This is a genomic window from Variovorax paradoxus (assembly GCF_030815855.1).
Lineage (GTDB): Bacteria > Pseudomonadota > Gammaproteobacteria > Burkholderiales > Burkholderiaceae_C > Variovorax > Variovorax paradoxus_M.
The window spans coordinates 2,078,435-2,093,671 of the sequence record NZ_JAUSXG010000001.1; the positions used below are offsets into that span (position 1 = coordinate 2,078,435).

A 15,237-nucleotide genomic window follows, 5' to 3' on the forward strand; every position below is an offset into this window, starting at 1 on the left:
GCTCCCGTGCCCCTTGCCCCAGAATCAGTGCCCATGCAATCTGCTCCCGTTGACCGGACGCTGGCGGTCGCGGCATCGGCGCTCCCGCTGCTCGATCGCGATCACAGCATCCTGTCTTTCAACGAGCGCGTGCTCGATTGGGCCCACCGGCCCGAAGTGCCGCTCATCGAGCGCCTTCGCTACCTGTGCATCGTCTCGTCGAACCTTGACGAATTCTTCGAAGTTCGTGCAGCGCCGCACCTGATTGCGAATAGCGCCAGCGACCAGAAGGGCACCTACACCATCGAATCGTTCGTGCGCCTTTCCGAGGCTGCCCACACGCTGGTGGGCCGCCAGTACGCGCTGTACAACGACGAGTTGATGCCGACCTTTGCCAAACACGGCATCCACATCATTTCGCACGGCGAGCGCAATGCGGCGCAGCGCAAATGGGTCAGCGAGTATTTCGAGCGCGAAGTGCGCCCCTTGCTGATTCCGGTGGGGCTCGATCCGGCACATCCGTTTCCGCAGGTAGCCAACAAGTCGCTCAACTTCATCGTGCGGCTCGGCGGCAAGGACGCGTTCGGGCGCGAAAACCCGATCCAGATCGTCAAGGTGCCGCGCGTGCTGCCGCGCGTCATTCGCATGCCGGCCAAGGTGTCGGACGGCAAGACGCTGTTCGTGGCGCTGTCGAGCGTAGTGCGCGCGCATTTGTCGAGCATGTTCCCGGGCCGCGAAGTGGGCGACTTTTCGCAGTTCCGAGTCACGCGGCATTCCGATCTTGCGGTCGACGAGGAAGACGTCAAGAACCTGCGCACCGCCTTGCGCCAGGGGCTGCAGCACCGCCACTACGGGCAGGCCGTGCGGCTCGAGGTGTCGGCCAGTTGCGCCGAGTCGCTCGCGAGCTTTCTGCTGGCGCAGTTCAACCTGCCGCCTCAGGCGCTGTACCGGGTGCACGGGCCGGTCAACCTGGCCCGGCTGACCCAGCTGATCGATTTGCTGGACGAGCCGCAGCTGCGCTTTCCGCCGTACCCCGCGTCTTATCCCATCACGCTGTCTCCCGCGCAGTCGTTCTTCGAGCGGCTGCAGCGCGGCGACGTGCTGATCCACCAGCCCTTCGAAAGCTTCGACGGCGTGCTCGCCTTTCTGCGCGAAGCCGTGCTCGACCCGCAGGTGCTGGCCATCAAGCAGACCATCTATCGCACCGGCGCCGATTCGGAGTTGATGGACCTGCTGCGCGAAGCCGTGCGCCGCGGCAAGGAAGTGACGGTGGTGGTGGAGCTCAAGGCCCGCTTCGACGAAGAGGCCAACATCAACTGGGCGGAAATGCTCGAGTCGATCGGCGCGCAGGTGGTGTACGGCGTGGTGGGCCTGAAGACCCACGCCAAGATGCTGCTGGTGACGCGCCGCGAGGGCAAGCAGATGCGCCGCTATGGCCATCTTTCCACCGGCAACTACAACCCGCGCACCGCCAAGCTCTACACGGACATCAGCCACCTGACGGCCGATCCGCTGCTCACGGCCGACATGGAAGCGGTGTTCGTCCACCTGGCAAGCCAGAGCCGCCTGCCCAAGCTCAACCGCATGTGGCTGGCGCCGTTCGACCTGCACAAGAACCTCATTGCGCAGATCGACGTCTTGGGTCTCGCCGCCGCGGCCGGCGAGCCCACGCGGATCGTCGCGAAGATGAATGCGCTGACCGACGAGCAACTGGTCGCCGCTCTGATGCGCGCAGGGCAGAAGGGCGTGAAGATCGACCTCATCGTGCGCGGTGCGTGCACCCTGCCGGCGCAGGTGCCGGGGCTGACCGACAACATTCGCGTGCGCTCCGTCATCGGGCGTTTTCTCGAGCATTCGCGGGTCTTCTACTTCCGCAGCGGCGAGGATGAGTCGCTCTACCTCTCGAGCGCCGACTGGATGAACCGCAACATGCTGCGGCGCGTCGAGCTGGCCTGGCCGGTGACCGACCCCAACCTTCGCCAGCGCCTGATCGACGAATGCCTGGTGGCCTATCTGCATGACGGCCGCGATGCCTGGGACCTGGGAGGCGACGGCATCTATACGCGCGTCGACCGCGACACCCATCCGGGCGAGGCGGGTGCGTCGCGCGCGGTCGAGGCGCACGGCGCGCAGACGGCACTCATGAACCGATATGCATCGCGAGGACATGGCTTCGATGTATCCAGCAACTGACGATCATCGAAAGACGACGAGCATGGACTTGATCTTCTGGCGCCATGCCGAAGCCGAGGACTGGACCGAGGGTTGCGACGACCTGCAGCGCTCGCTCACCTCGCGCGGCGAGAAGCAGGCCAAGCGCATGGCCGGTTGGCTCGACCGGCAACTGCCCGACGGCACCCGCATCATCTGCAGCCCCGCGCGGCGCTGCGAGCAGACCGCGCTCGCGCTCGGCCGCAAATACAAGCTGCGCTCCGAGCTCGCGCCCGACACCACGGCCGAGGCGATGCTGGGCGCGGCGGGCTGGCCCAACGGCAAGTCGGTGGTGTTGATGATCGGCCACCAGCCTTCGGTGGGGCAGGCCATTTCACTTCTTCTCGGGCTGAAACATGACAGCTGCCCCGTGCGCAAGGGATCGCTCTGGTGGATTCGAACGCGCGAACGCGATGGCGACGTGCAGACCGTGGTGGTTACGGTGCAGTCGCCCGAACTTCTCTGAAAGCGCGATTCAGGCTGAAAATTCGCCCAAGTTTGTAAACTAATTGACGTATTCGAGGGGCGCAAGCGGGGTTATGTAGGCACAATGGCTGTGCCAGATGCATTTGGTCACAAATAGCATCGATAACTTACAACCACAAGGCGATTGCACAGCAAGCGCCTTGTGTGCCGCGGATTTCCGGGCGCCGGGTGGCGAAGGCTGTTGCAGCCGTCTTCCACCGCGGATGCTCAATGAAAGCGCTCGTTTCCCTGCTGGCTGCTGCAGCCCTCCTGGCCGGATGCGCCACGAACACCATGCCCGAACCCGCGCCAGAGGTTCGGCGCGACGCCACCCGTTCGGTCACGAAGATTGAACTCGTCTACAACGAGCACGATCAGCTGACGGTCATGGATGGCGGCGGGTCCGCGATCATCGGATGGGCCGGGGTTTTCGGGCCTGTAGGCACGCTGGTGGCCATCGGCGTCGAGGTCGGCACGAGGGTGACGAAGGCCAGCCGCCTGGAACGGCGCACCAGGGAGTTCACGGCCGCCGTGAAGAACAGCGGTGCGGCCTCACTCAACCGTCAATTCGCGGAGCAACTGGCAGCGCGACTGCGCACAGGGGGCCGCGAAGTGAAGCTGACGCCGGCTCCGCGTGTGGACGGCGAACTGGCACAGCTGCAGGCCGCTGGATTCCAGTCCACCCCCGGCTACAGCACGTTGGTCGTTCGGGTCACCACGATCTATTCGGCGCCAGACATGACATCGAGCTTCAAGCCCTTCGTGGCGATCGAGCAGTCGCTCAAGGACGAACAACAGGCCGTTCTCTATCAGACGACCCACACCTCCGACCTGGAGGAGCCGACCTTCCTGGCGTACGACGGTCTGCTGCAGGACACGGCCAAGGCCGAGGATGGCCTGCGGCAGGGGCTTTCGCGAATTCTCCAACCGGCCTATGCGGGCATGTTCGGCGGGGACGAATCGCCGCCCCGACTCGCCCACGCAAAAACCGCGCAGACGGCCGGTTTCGCTCCGAAGTGAATCGGCGGCTCAGCAGCCGCTGAGTTCCACCCGCCAGTTGCTGGTCTTCTGCCAGGCCAGCACTTCTTCGCGCAGCAGGTGCGCGGACTGGGGATAGGCATCGGCCCAGTCGGGCGCACAGGCAATCGTGAAAGCCCTGGCACCCAGCGCCGCGAGATGCAGCGCCTGCGGATCGGGATCGCGGCGCGCGTGGCACAAGATGACCGCGAGACGCAGCGAGAGCAGCTGCATCACGAAGGTTTCGTCGTCGAGCGCGGCCTCGAGCTTGCGTAGCTTGCCGCGCTGCCCCAGAACCAGTTGGCCGAGCGCGTGCAGCTCGTTCACGGCAAAGCCGGGCGCGTCGGTGTTGTCCAGAATGTAGGCGCCGTGCTTGTGATAGTCGCTGTGCGAAACCAGCGTGCCGATTTCATGCAACTGCGCCGCCCAGCCGAGCTTGCGCAGCGCCCGCCCGGCGCGACTGCCCGAGCTGCCGCCACGTGCCGCGGGCGTGAGCTGCACGAACAATGCCGCGGCGGTTTCGCCCACGCGCCGGGCTTGGGCCGCATCGACCGAGAAACGGCTGGCCAGCCGCGCCACGGTGGCGGTGCGCAAATCGGCCACGCCCTCGTCGCGTTCGAGCAATTCGTAGAGCACCCCGTGGCGAAGCGCACCCTGGGCGACTTTCATTTCTTCGATGCCGAGCAGGTCGAACACCGCCCGCAGCACGCTCACGCCGCCGCCGATGACGGCCTTGCGGTCTTCGCGCATGCCGTCGATGCGCAGCTTGTCGGCGCTCCCGGCCTTGAGCAGGCGCTCGACCAGCCAGTCGAGTCCGTCGCGGGTGATCAGCCCGGGTTCGCCGCCGGCCGCGGCCAGCACGTCGCCCACCGCGCCGATGGTGCCGGAGGCGCCGTACGCCACGTCCCACTGGTCGCGGGTGTAGCTCGACAAGGCATCGTCCAGCACCGCCTTGGCCGCCACCTCGGCGGCACGGAATGCGGCCGGGGTGAAGAGGCCTTCTGCAAAGTGCTTCATCGACCACGCGACGCTGCCGACGCGGTAAGACTCCATCAGCTCGGCGTCGAGCGCGCGGCCGATGATCATTTCGGTGGAGCGCCCGCCGATGTCCACCACCAGCCGGCGCTCGCGGTCGGAGGCGTCGGTGTGCGGCAGCATGTGCGCCACGCCCTGGTAGATGAGGCGGGCTTCCTCGCGCCCCGGGATCACGTCGATGCCGAAACCCAGGATGGTGCGCGCGCGCAGCAGGAATTCTTCGCGGTTGCGGGCTTCACGCAGCGTCTGGGTGGCGACGGCGCGCACCTGCGAGCGCTTGAAGCCGGCCAGCCGTTCGCCAAACCGGGCGAGCGCGTCCCAGCCGCGCTGCATGGCCTCGGGCGTGAGGTTCCGGGCGCTGTCCAGGCCGTTGCCCTGGCGCACGGTTTCCTTGAGGTATTCGGTACGGTGAATCTGGCCGTGGTCGACCTGTCCGATTTCGAGCCGGAAGCTGTTCGAACCGAGATCGACGGCGGCGAGGCGGGTGCCGTTTTGCATGTAGTTGTAGTGAGAAGAGGGGCGGTGGATCTGATCGTAGCGCCGTGACAGGCCGTGGACAGGTGCGCCGCCTCCCGAATCGCCGGTAGCGAGGTTCGGAAGGCTAGGCGCGGCAAATGACGGTTGTGTGACAGCGTCACACAAGCCGCGGAGCCGCAGCGGCATTTTCCCTCGACGAGGGGGTGTCACACCGATGTCACACAAGCTTTCTAGAGTCCGTTCCAAGCCCGAAAGGGACTACTTCTTACTTCTAAAGGAAGCCTTGATGAAAACGACTTTCAAATTTGCAGCCGCCGGCCTCGTGGCCGCGGTCTTCGCCCAAGTTCCCGCTTTTGCACAAGACGTGACCGGCGCCGGCGCCAGCTTCCCGGCACCGCTGTATGCCAAGTGGGCTTCCGATTTCAACAAGGCCACCGGCGTCAAGATCAACTACCAGTCGGTCGGCTCGGGTGCCGGCCTGAAGCAGATCGAAGCCAAGACGGTCGATTTCGGCGCTTCCGACGCGCCCCTGAAGGACGACGAACTCCAGGCCAAGGGCCTGATCCAGTTCCCCACCGTCATCGGCGGCGTGATTCCCGTGGTGAACATTCCCGGCATCAAGCCAGGCGAGCTGAAGCTCAACGGCCAGGTGCTGGGCGACATCTACCTGGGCAAGATCACCAAGTGGAACGACCCGGCCATCAAGGCGCTGAACGGTTCGCTGGCCCTGCCGGACGCCGCCATTGCGCCGGTCCGCCGCGCCGATGGCTCGGGCACCAGCTTTCTGTTCACCAACTACCTGAGCAAGGTCAACGCCGAGTGGAAGACCAAGGTGGGCGAGGGCACGGCCGTGAACTGGCCGACCGGCGCGGGCGGCAAGGGCAATGAAGGCGTCGCTGCCTTCGTGAACCGCCTGCCCAATTCGATCGGCTATGTCGAGTACGCCTACGTCAAGCAGAACAAGATGAACTACGCCCAGTTGCAGAACGCCGCCGGCAACTTTGTCTCGCCGGAAGACACGGCCTTCAAGGCCGCGGCCGCCGGCGCCGACTGGAACAAGAGCTTCTACCAGGTGCTGACCAACCAGGCCGGCAAGGATGCATGGCCCATCACCGGCGCCACCTTCATCCTGCTGCACAAGGTGCAGGACAAGCCCGCCAACGCGACCACCGTGCTCAAGTTCTTCGACTGGGCCTACAAGGGCGGCGACAAGACGGCCGACGATCTCGACTACGTGCCGATGCCCGATGCCGTGAAGGCCACCATCGCCAAGGCGTGGGGTGAAGTGAAGGACGCGTCGGGCAAGCCTGTCGCGTTCAAGTAAATCCACCCACCCACTCCAGAACGGCGCGACCATGAGCAGCACTTCGCTCGAGGACGCGCCGCTTTCGTCTTTGCCGGAGCGACCCGTGTCATCCACTTTTCCTGCTTCTGCCGCCACGTACGACCTTGCGGCCGAACGCGGCCGCACCGCTGCGTCCCCACCGCCGGCCAAGGCGCCGCGTTCCGGTCCCATGGCCGACCGGCTGTTCGGTTGGGCCGCCAAGGGCGCTGCGCTGCTGACGCTCGCGATGCTGATCGGCATTCTGCTGTCGCTGATTGCCGGCGCATGGCCCGCCATTTCGAAGTACGGCCTCGGCTTTCTCACCAGCAGCGTGTGGGATCCGGTGCAGAACGAGTACGGCGGCCTGGTCATGATCTACGGCACGCTGGCCACGTCGGCCATCGCGCTGGTGATCGCGGTGCCGGTGAGCTTCGGCATCGCGCTGTTCCTGACCGAGCTCTCGCCCAGCTGGCTCAAGCGCCCGCTGGGCACGGCCATCGAATTGCTCGCCGCCGTGCCGTCGATCGTGTACGGCATGTGGGGTTTGCTGGTGTTCGGTCCGATTCTTTCCACCTGGGTGCAGCAGCCGCTGCAGAAGCTGCTCGCCGGCGTGCCGTACCTCGGCGCGCTGGTGTCGGGCCCGCCCGTGGGCATCGGCATTCTCTCGGCCGGCATCATCCTCGCGATCATGATCATTCCGTTCATCGCCTCGGTGATGCGCGACGTGTTCGAAGTGACGCCGCCGCTGCTCAAGGAGTCGGCCTACGGGCTGGGGTCCACGACGTGGGAAGTGGTCTCGAAGGTCGTGCTGCCCTACACCAAGGCCGGCGTGATCGGCGGCATCATGCTCGGCCTCGGCCGGGCGCTCGGTGAAACGATGGCGGTCACCTTCGTGATCGGCAACATGAACCAGCTCAACTCGCTGTCGGTGTTCGAGGCGGCCAACAGCATTACCTCGGCGCTGGCCAACGAATTTGCCGAAGCCGGCGCGGGCCTGCACCAGGCCGCGCTGATGTACCTGGGCCTGGTGCTGTTCTTCATTACCTTTGTGGTGTTGACGCTCTCCAAGGTGCTGCTTGCCCAGATGAAGAAGAGCGAAGGGACCAAGTCATGAATACGAGCACGGCTCAAAACCTGCTGAACGCCAAGGCTCTCGCCGAAACGCGCCAGGCCAAGTTTGCCTCGCGCAACCGGGTCAACAAGATCGCGCTCACGCTGTCGCTCGCCGCAATGGTGTTCGGCGTGTTCTGGCTCGTCTGGATCCTTTGGGAAACGCTGCGCCTGGGCCTGGGCGGCCTGGCGCTCGCCACCTTCACCGAAATGACGCCGCCGCCGAACGAAGCGGGCGGCATTGCCAACGCGATCTTCGGCTCGTTCGTGATGGTGGCGCTGGCCACTTTCGTGGGCACGCCGATCGGCATCATGGCCGGCATCTACCTCGCCGAATACAACCCGAAGGGCTGGCTTGCATCGGTCACGCGCTTCGTGAACGACATCCTGCTGTCGGCGCCGTCGATCGTGATCGGCCTCTTCGTGTATGCCGTGGTGGTGGCCTATTTCAAGACCTTCTCCGGCCTGGCGGGCGCGCTGTCGCTGGCGCTGATCGTGATTCCGGTGGTGATCCGCACTACCGAGAACATGTTGCAGCTGGTGCCGCCGGGCCTCCGTGAAGCAGCCTACGCACTGGGCGCGCCGAAGTGGAAGGTCATCCTGAGCATCACGCTGCGCGCCGCGCGTGCGGGCGTGGTCACGGGTGTGCTGCTGGCTGTGGCGCGCATCGCCGGCGAAACCGCGCCGCTGCTCTTCACCGCGTTGAACAACCAGTTCTGGACCGCCGACGTGAGCCAGCCGATGGCCAGCTTGCCGGTAACGATCTTCAAGTTCGCGATGAGCCCGTACGAAAACTGGCAACAGCTGGCCTGGGCCGGCGTGTTCCTGATCACCGTGGCCGTGCTCGCCCTCAACATCCTGGCGCGCGTGCTGACGCGCAACAAACTCTGATTCAAGAAGAAGTAGCAACCATGCCAAACACCGTCGCACAACCGTCGCGCTCGAAGATCTCGGTCAAGGACCTGAACTTCTACTACGGCAAGTTCCACGCGCTCAAGGGCATCAATCTCGAGATCCCCGAGAACAAGGTCACGGCCTTCATCGGCCCGTCGGGCTGCGGCAAGTCGACCCTGCTGCGCACCTTCAACCGCATGTTCGAGCTCTACCCCGAGCAGCGCGCCGAGGGCACCATTGCGCTCGACGGCGAGAACCTGCTCACGTCCAAGCAGGACGTGGCGCTGATTCGCGCAAAGATCGGCATGGTGTTCCAGAAGCCCACGCCGTTCCCGATGTCGATCTACGACAACATCGCCTTCGGCGTGAAGCTGTTCGAGAACCTGAGCGCGAGCGAAATGGACGACCGCGTCGAGTGGGCCCTGAAGAAGGCCGCGCTCTGGACCGAGGTGCGCGACAAGCTGCAGCAAAGCGGCTCGGGCCTTTCCGGCGGGCAGCAGCAGCGCCTGTGCATTGCGCGCGGCATTGCCATCAAGCCCGAGGTGCTGCTGCTCGACGAGCCCTGCTCGGCGCTCGACCCGATCTCGACCGCGAAGATCGAAGAGTTGATTGCCGAACTGAAGAACGAGTACACCGTGGTCATCGTCACGCACAACATGCAGCAGGCGGCACGCTGCAGCGACTACACCGCGTACATGTACCTGGGCGACCTGATCGAGTTCGGCGCGACGGAACAGATGTTCTTCAAGCCGCAGCGCAAGGAGACCGAGGACTACATCACCGGCCGTTTCGGCTGATGCCAAGGAGGCACACATGACTGAAAAACATCTCTCCAGCCAGTTCGACAGCGAACTCAACGGCGTTTCGTCGCGCGTGATGGAGCTCGGCGGCATGGTCGAGGCGCAGATTCACCAGGCGGTGTATGCGCTGCTGCAGTTCGACCCCGATGCGGCCGACCGCGTGATGGAAACCGAGCACCGCGTCAATGCGATGGAAATCGAGATCGACCGCGAGCTGTCGTCGATCATTGCGCGGCGCCAGCCGACGGCGCGCGACCTGCGTTTGCTGATCGCCATTTCCAAGACCACGGCCAACCTCGAGCGCGTGGGCGACGAGGCCAACAAGATTGCGCGCATGGTCAAGTCGATCATCGAGAGCGGCTCGGCCCGCGCGCTGCCTTCGAACGAGCTGCGCATTGCCGCCGACCTGGCTTCGGGCCTCTTGCGTACCGCGCTCGACGCGTTCGCGCGCCTGGACACGGCCGCCGCGCTGTCGATCCTCAAGGACGACGACCTGATCGACAAGGAGTTCGACGGCTTCGTGCGCAAGCTGGTCACCTACATGATGGAAGACCCGCGCACGATCTCGGCCAGCCTCGACCTGCTGTTCCTGGCCAAGGCCATCGAGCGCATCGGCGACCACGCCAAGAACATCGCCGAATTCATCATCTACATCGTCAAGGGCGCCGATGTGCGGCACACTTCGATGCAGGAAATCGAGTCGGCGCTGAAGTAAGAACCACGGCAAGATCCCCGAAGAAAGCATGAAGAAACCCAGAGTCCTGATCGTCGAAGACGAGTCGTCGATCGCCGAGCTGATCGCCGTCAACCTGCGCCACAACGGCTTCGAGCCGATCTGGTCGGAAGACGGCGCGGCGGCGCAACGCGAAATCGACGCCTTCCTGCCGGACCTGATCCTGCTCGACTGGATGCTGCCCGGCCAGAGCGGCCTGCAGCTCGCGCGCCAATGGCGCAAGGACGCACGCACCAAGGCGGTCCCGATCCTGATGCTGACCGCGCGCGGCGACGAGCCCGACAAGGTGGCCGGCCTCGACGCGGGTGCCGACGACTACATCACCAAGCCGTTCTCCACGCAGGAAATGCTCGCGCGCATCCGCGCCGTGCTGCGCCGCCGCGCGCCTGAGGTGGTGGCCGAGCGCGTGGAGATCGGCGAGCTTGCGCTCGACACCGCCACGCACCGCGTCACCTGGCAGGGCAATGCGCTCAAGGTGGGACCGACCGAGTTCAAGCTGCTGGCCTACCTGATGCAGCACGCCGAGCGCGTGCACAGCCGCGCGCAGTTGCTCGACAAGGTGTGGGGCGACCACGTCTACATCGAGGAGCGCACGGTCGACGTCCACGTCAAGCGCCTGCGCGAATCGCTGGGCGCTGCGGCGCCCATGGTCGAAACCGTGCGTGGTGCCGGCTATCGCCTGACGGTCCAAGTCACGGTTTGAACCGCGCCGTGTCCATCGGCCGCGGGCGCGGATAATCGCCCGCCATGCCTGTCCGTATCGCTACTTTTCTCATAGCGTCGCTCGTGATGGGAGCGGGCGCCGCAGCCGTTTTTGGTTGGAAGTTCGGATGGCTCGGCGCCTGGTTGGGCGCGGTACTCTGGCTCGCACTGGACGCGTGGCGGGCCCAGCGCCTGCTGCAGGTGCTGCGCAACAATGCGGCGGGCCTGCCGACACGCGGAGCCGGCATGTGGGGCGAACTCTCGGAACGCATCCGCAAGCTGCTGCGCGATCGCGAGCAGCAGACCCGGCAGGCCGAAGACCGTCTCCAGGAATTCCTGGCCGCCATCCAGGCGTCTCCCAACGGCGTGATCCTGCTCGACGAGCAGGGCCGCATCGAATGGTGCAACCAGACGGCGGCGAGCCAATTCGGAATCAACAGCGAACGCGACCTCTTGCAGCACCTCGCGAACCTGGTGCGCGATCCGGCTTTCGTGGCCTACCTGGCTTCGTGGAACTACAGCCGCGACGTCGTCATCGACGCCTCCGGGCCCGGCCAAGCGCAGCAGCGCAGCCATCCGGTGCGGCTCTCGGTGCAAGTGCATCCTTATGCCGGCAACCGCCGCATGCTGCTCACGCGCGACATCACCGCGGTGGAGCAGGCAGAAGCCATGCGGCGCGATTTCGTCGCCAACGTGTCGCATGAGATCCGCACGCCGCTCACGGTGCTAGCCGGCTTTGTCGAAACCCTGCAGAACCTGCCGCTCGACGCGGAAGAGCGCGCGCGCTACCTGTCGCTGATGAGCCAGCAGTCGCACCGCATGGAAACGCTGGTGAACGACCTGCTGACGCTCTCGCGTCTCGAAGGCAGCGCGCCGCCTTCGGGCAACCAGTGGATCCGCATTCGGGCGCTGCTTGCGCAGTGCGAAGACGAGGGGCGCGGACTGTCGGGCCGGCTTGCGCCGCAGGGCCATCGCCTGTCCTTCACCATCGAGGCCGAATCCGAAATCTCGGGTGCGCCGACCGAGTTGCAAAGCGCCATGTCGAACCTGCTGACCAACGCCATCCGCTACACGCCCGGCGGCGGCGAGGTGGCGGTGACCTGGCGCCTGCTGCCCGACGGGCGCGGTGAATACGCGGTGCGCGATACCGGCCCGGGCATTGCCGCCGAGCACATTCCCCGCCTGACCGAGCGCTTCTACCGCATCGACCGCAGCCGCTCCCGGGAGACCGGCGGCACCGGGCTGGGCCTGGCGATCGTGAAGCACATCGCGCAGCGGCACGGGGCCGAACTGCGCATCGAGAGCACGGTAGGGAAGGGCTCCCGCTTTGCGCTGGTGTTTCCGGTGAACCGGGTGCGGGAAGCGCGGCTGCTAGCGAAGTGACCGCTGCATCGTCCAGCGCAGCAGCGCGCCGAACAGCAAGGCCGTGACCGCCAGGGCGCCCGCGCCCATGAGCCAGAACGCCAGCGGCGACTGCATTGCGGGCCAGGGCCCCAGGCCGCGATAGGCCAGCAGATAACTCCCGCCGAGCCCGGCACCCCAGAGCAGGGTGCAGTAGATGACGAGCGGTGCCAGCGTGACGCGATAGCAGCGCAACACGAACACGCACAGCGTCTGCAGGGCATCGGCAAAGTGATAGACCGCCACCACCAGCAGCAACGCCGCGGCGACTGTCACCACGGCCGGGTTGTCGGAGTACACGTGGGCCAGCTTGAAGCGCAGCGCCACCATCGCGCCCGCGAAGAACAGGGCGCACAGAGCCGTGAGCTCGAAGCCCATGCGGCAGGCGCGGCGGGCCCTTGCGGCATGGCCGGCGCCGAGCCAGAAGCTCACGCGCGCGCTGGTGGCAATGGACAGCGAAAGCGGCACCATGTAGGCCACCGCGAGCAGGTTGGAGGCAATCTGGTGCGCGGCGGCCGCGGCCGTGCCGAGCCGCGCGATGAACAGCGCCATCAGGGTGAACGAGGTCACTTCCACCAGCACTGCGAGACCGCCGGGAACGCCCAGGCTCGCGAACTGGCGGATCTGCCGCCAGTCGGGTGCTTCGATGCGTTCCCAGAGCCGGTAGTCCTTGTAGAAGGAACTGCTGCGCAAAAGCCATGCGGCGCACGCCAGCATGGCCCAGTTCACGCACAGCGTGGCCCAGGCGCAGCCCACCAGGCCCATGGCCGGCAAACCGGCGCCGCCGAAGGTGAACCAGATCGACAGCGGCAGCTTCAGGAACAGCGAGCCCAGTTGCAGCCATGTCACGACCTGCGGCTTGCCGAGGCTCTGATTGAGCGTGCTGAACAAGCGGAAGAGCAGGGCGGGCGGCAGCGCAAAGGCGAGCACCGCCAGGTACGCTTCGACGCCGGCGCGCATCTCGGGCGGCACCTGCGTCCATCGCAATGCGGCGCCGGGGAACAGCAGCACGACCATGCCGACGGCGATGGCGATGCCGCTGAGATAAAGCGACTGCCGCACCGAGCGGCCCACTTCGCTTCGGCGGTCGGCGCCGTGCAGCTCGGCCCACACCGGCAGCAGTGCCTGCAGCACGCCCATCAGCGAGACAAACACGCTGATGAAGATGGCCGCGCCCACCGACAGCGCAGCCAGCGCGCTCTCGGCGTAGCGGCCGGCCACGATGGTGTCGGTCACGCCGAATGCCATCACGGCCAGTTGGCCGACCAGCACCGTGCCGGCGTGCCGCGCGATCAGACCTCGTTCGCCAGTCACTTGCTACGGTGCGATCTTTTGATAGAGCAGCAGGTCGTCGGTCGCGCTGCTGGGCCGGCGCAGGGTGCCGCTGAAACGCCATTGCTCCAGGGGAATGATGGTGTGCAGCCGTTCGATCGTCTCGGGGCTCACGAGCAGCCAGGGGCAATTGGTGCCGAGCAGCAGCGGCTGCAGGTTGAAATGGCCGTGATGCTGCAGGGCTGCGATATGCGCGCGGCTGAGTGCCAGTTCGGCGACGCAGCTCGGCTGCCCCACGCGCTCGGCCACTGCGCGAACTTGCGGCACGTAGCTGCGCGCGTAGTCGATGGAAGGCAGCCAAAGCGTCATCAGCAGCATCCAGCACAGCGCGGTGCCGCCGGCCGGGAGCACCAGCGTTTTCCAGAGCGCGGCCCGGTGGCGCCCGGTGCGCCAGCGCACCAGCCAGCACCAGGCGATGGTGGCGGCCAGCGCCAGAACGAACACAATGGGCGAGAACTCGGGCACGAAGCCGGGCACCAGCCGCGCGACGCTGGCGGCGGGCTTGGGCGGCACGCCGGTTTGCATGGCGATCCAGTAGATCCAGCCCAGCACGGCCAGGCCGCTGAAGAACAGCACGTTGAACCAGTCGATCAGCGCCGCCGCGCTGCGCCGGAAGGTCGGCAGCGCGAAGGCCGCGAGCGTGGCGAAGGCCGGCAAGGTCAGCAGCAGCGAACGGTCGGAATAGTCGGTGGTCCAGGTGGCGGCCAGCGGCACCAGCGCAAACCAGAACGGCAAAGCCACGTGGCGCGCGGTGAGCTGGCGGCGCCAGCGCCAGAGCGTCCAGACCGCGAGCGGCCACACCGGCCAGGTGAACCACACCAGCAGCTTGGCCTGGCTGCGCACATCGCCCAGCACGGAGGTGCTGCTCGGATGGCGGCCCGGCAGCTGGATTTTCCATTCGAGCAAACCCAGCCCGATGGCCAGCGCCGCGGCCACGAGCGCGACTGCGCTCATCGTCGCGAGCGCGCCTCGGGTGTAGCCCGGGCTTTCATCCGTCGCCGTGTCGGCATTGAGGCGGGCGGTGCGCCGCTCGTAGGCCATGAAGAGCGCACTGCCGATCGCCAGCGCCAGGCCCACCGTGGGACCGCCGCTCAGCGTCATGCCGATGGTGCCGACCATCAGCGCGATGACCGGGCCGGCCCGGCGATACGGCAGCGCGGCCACGCCATAGAACAGGTGCGACGCGAAATACAGCTGCGCGAGTGCCGGCGTGGTTTCATGGCCGAGTTGGGCCAGGCCCAGGCAGGCGATCAACGCGAGCAGGCCGCCGTCGGCGATTGCGCGGGCGTAGTCGGTCGGCCGGGCCTCGCCGCCGAAGGCAAAGGCCACCGGCTGCGCCCGCGCAGTGCGGGCGAGGTAGTAAACGGCGTACCAGGTGGCGGTGAACGTGCCCCAGAGCATCAGCGCGAAGACGATGCGCACGGCCAGGTCGGGGTGCAGCCACGAAGGCGCGATCTTGATGGCCCAGGCACCGATCCAGTACGGAATGAGCGCCGGCGTTTCGGGGCGCAGGCCCAGGAGCATGGGGTCGAACCAGCGCGCAATGCCTTCGGTGGTGCGCGCCAGCTCGGCCATGTAGCCGAACGATGTGATGTCCGCGCTTTTCCACGGGCCGCGGCCCACGAGGCCCGGCAGCAGGTAGGCGGCGCATAACAACAGCAGTGCAATGCGCGGCAACCGGCGCACGGCGCTCTGGGCAACGATCGCGGGAGTGGGTTGATTCACAAAGATGAGCGAACGGCGGTTTTGGGAAAGAA

The 15,237-nt window shown here is 66.2% G+C and carries 13 protein-coding genes; 10 read left to right on the forward strand and 3 right to left on the reverse strand.

What is annotated here, in order from left to right:
• Positions 1 to 33 precede the first annotated feature (33 nt).
• From ppk1 to QFZ42_RS09700, 3 genes are all read left to right on the forward strand, one after another.
• Positions 34 to 2,172 (forward strand): polyphosphate kinase 1, encoded by a 2,139-nt coding sequence (gene ppk1 / locus QFZ42_RS09690; RefSeq protein WP_307700753.1) that lies wholly within the window; start codon positions 34 to 36, stop codon positions 2,170 to 2,172.
• Between the two features lie 22 nt (positions 2,173 to 2,194).
• Entirely contained in the window at positions 2,195 to 2,656 is a 462-nt protein-coding gene (locus QFZ42_RS09695; RefSeq protein WP_307700754.1) for a SixA phosphatase family protein, read from the forward strand.
• A gap of 230 nt (positions 2,657 to 2,886) precedes the next feature.
• A complete protein-coding gene (locus tag QFZ42_RS09700) occupies positions 2,887 to 3,675 on the forward strand; it encodes a hypothetical protein (protein ID WP_307700755.1) in 789 nt (262 codons plus the stop codon).
• A 9-nt stretch (positions 3,676 to 3,684) separates the two neighbouring features.
• Here QFZ42_RS09700 and QFZ42_RS09705 read toward each other — a convergent pair whose 3' ends face one another.
• Positions 3,685 to 5,205: a Ppx/GppA phosphatase family protein gene (locus QFZ42_RS09705; protein WP_307700756.1), complete on the reverse strand. Its 1,521-nt coding sequence runs from the start codon at positions 5,203 to 5,205 to the stop codon at positions 3,685 to 3,687.
• A gap of 265 nt (positions 5,206 to 5,470) precedes the next feature.
• On the opposite strand from QFZ42_RS09705, the gene pstS reads away from it, so the two are divergent.
• From pstS to phoR, 7 genes are read left to right on the forward strand one after another with little or no spacing between them, the layout of a single operon-like run.
• The gene (gene pstS, locus QFZ42_RS09710; RefSeq protein WP_307700757.1) at positions 5,471 to 6,508 is read left to right on the forward strand and encodes a phosphate ABC transporter substrate-binding protein PstS; all 1,038 of its coding nucleotides are present in this window, start codon (positions 5,471 to 5,473) and stop codon (positions 6,506 to 6,508) included.
• A 31-nt stretch (positions 6,509 to 6,539) separates the two neighbouring features.
• Complete coding sequence (pstC, locus tag QFZ42_RS09715) at positions 6,540 to 7,622, forward strand: phosphate ABC transporter permease subunit PstC (RefSeq protein ID WP_307700758.1); 1,083 nt, start codon at positions 6,540 to 6,542, stop codon at positions 7,620 to 7,622.
• Positions 7,619 to 8,509 (forward strand): phosphate ABC transporter permease PstA, encoded by an 891-nt coding sequence (pstA, locus tag QFZ42_RS09720; protein ID WP_307700759.1) that lies wholly within the window; start codon positions 7,619 to 7,621, stop codon positions 8,507 to 8,509. Before pstC ends, pstA begins: the two co-directional genes overlap by 4 nt.
• A 20-nt stretch (positions 8,510 to 8,529) precedes the next feature.
• Positions 8,530 to 9,309 carry a phosphate ABC transporter ATP-binding protein PstB gene (pstB, locus tag QFZ42_RS09725; protein WP_013540926.1) on the forward strand — a complete coding sequence of 260 codons (780 nt, stop codon included), beginning with the start codon at positions 8,530 to 8,532 and terminating at the stop codon, positions 9,307 to 9,309.
• 16 nt (positions 9,310 to 9,325) lie between these two features.
• The gene (gene phoU, locus QFZ42_RS09730) at positions 9,326 to 10,027 is read left to right on the forward strand and encodes a phosphate signaling complex protein PhoU (protein ID WP_307700760.1); all 702 of its coding nucleotides are present in this window, start codon (positions 9,326 to 9,328) and stop codon (positions 10,025 to 10,027) included.
• Between the two features lie 28 nt (positions 10,028 to 10,055).
• Complete coding sequence (phoB, locus tag QFZ42_RS09735; RefSeq protein ID WP_307700761.1) at positions 10,056 to 10,748, forward strand: phosphate regulon transcriptional regulator PhoB; 693 nt, start codon at positions 10,056 to 10,058, stop codon at positions 10,746 to 10,748.
• 44 nt (positions 10,749 to 10,792) lie between these two features.
• On the forward strand, positions 10,793 to 12,130 hold the full coding sequence (gene phoR, locus QFZ42_RS09740) for a phosphate regulon sensor histidine kinase PhoR (RefSeq protein WP_307700762.1): 1,338 nt from the start codon (positions 10,793 to 10,795) through the stop codon (positions 12,128 to 12,130).
• Here phoR and QFZ42_RS09745 read toward each other — a convergent pair.
• Both QFZ42_RS09745 and QFZ42_RS09750 read right to left on the reverse strand, forming a co-directional pair.
• A complete protein-coding gene (locus tag QFZ42_RS09745) occupies positions 12,119 to 13,462 on the reverse strand; it encodes an MATE family efflux transporter (protein ID WP_307700763.1) in 1,344 nt (447 codons plus the stop codon). The two genes, phoR and QFZ42_RS09745, sit on opposite strands and share 12 nt — an antisense overlap.
• A 3-nt stretch (positions 13,463 to 13,465) precedes the next feature.
• A complete protein-coding gene (locus tag QFZ42_RS09750; protein WP_307700764.1) occupies positions 13,466 to 15,205 on the reverse strand; it encodes a hypothetical protein in 1,740 nt (579 codons plus the stop codon).
• Positions 15,206 to 15,237: the final 32 nt, after the last annotated feature.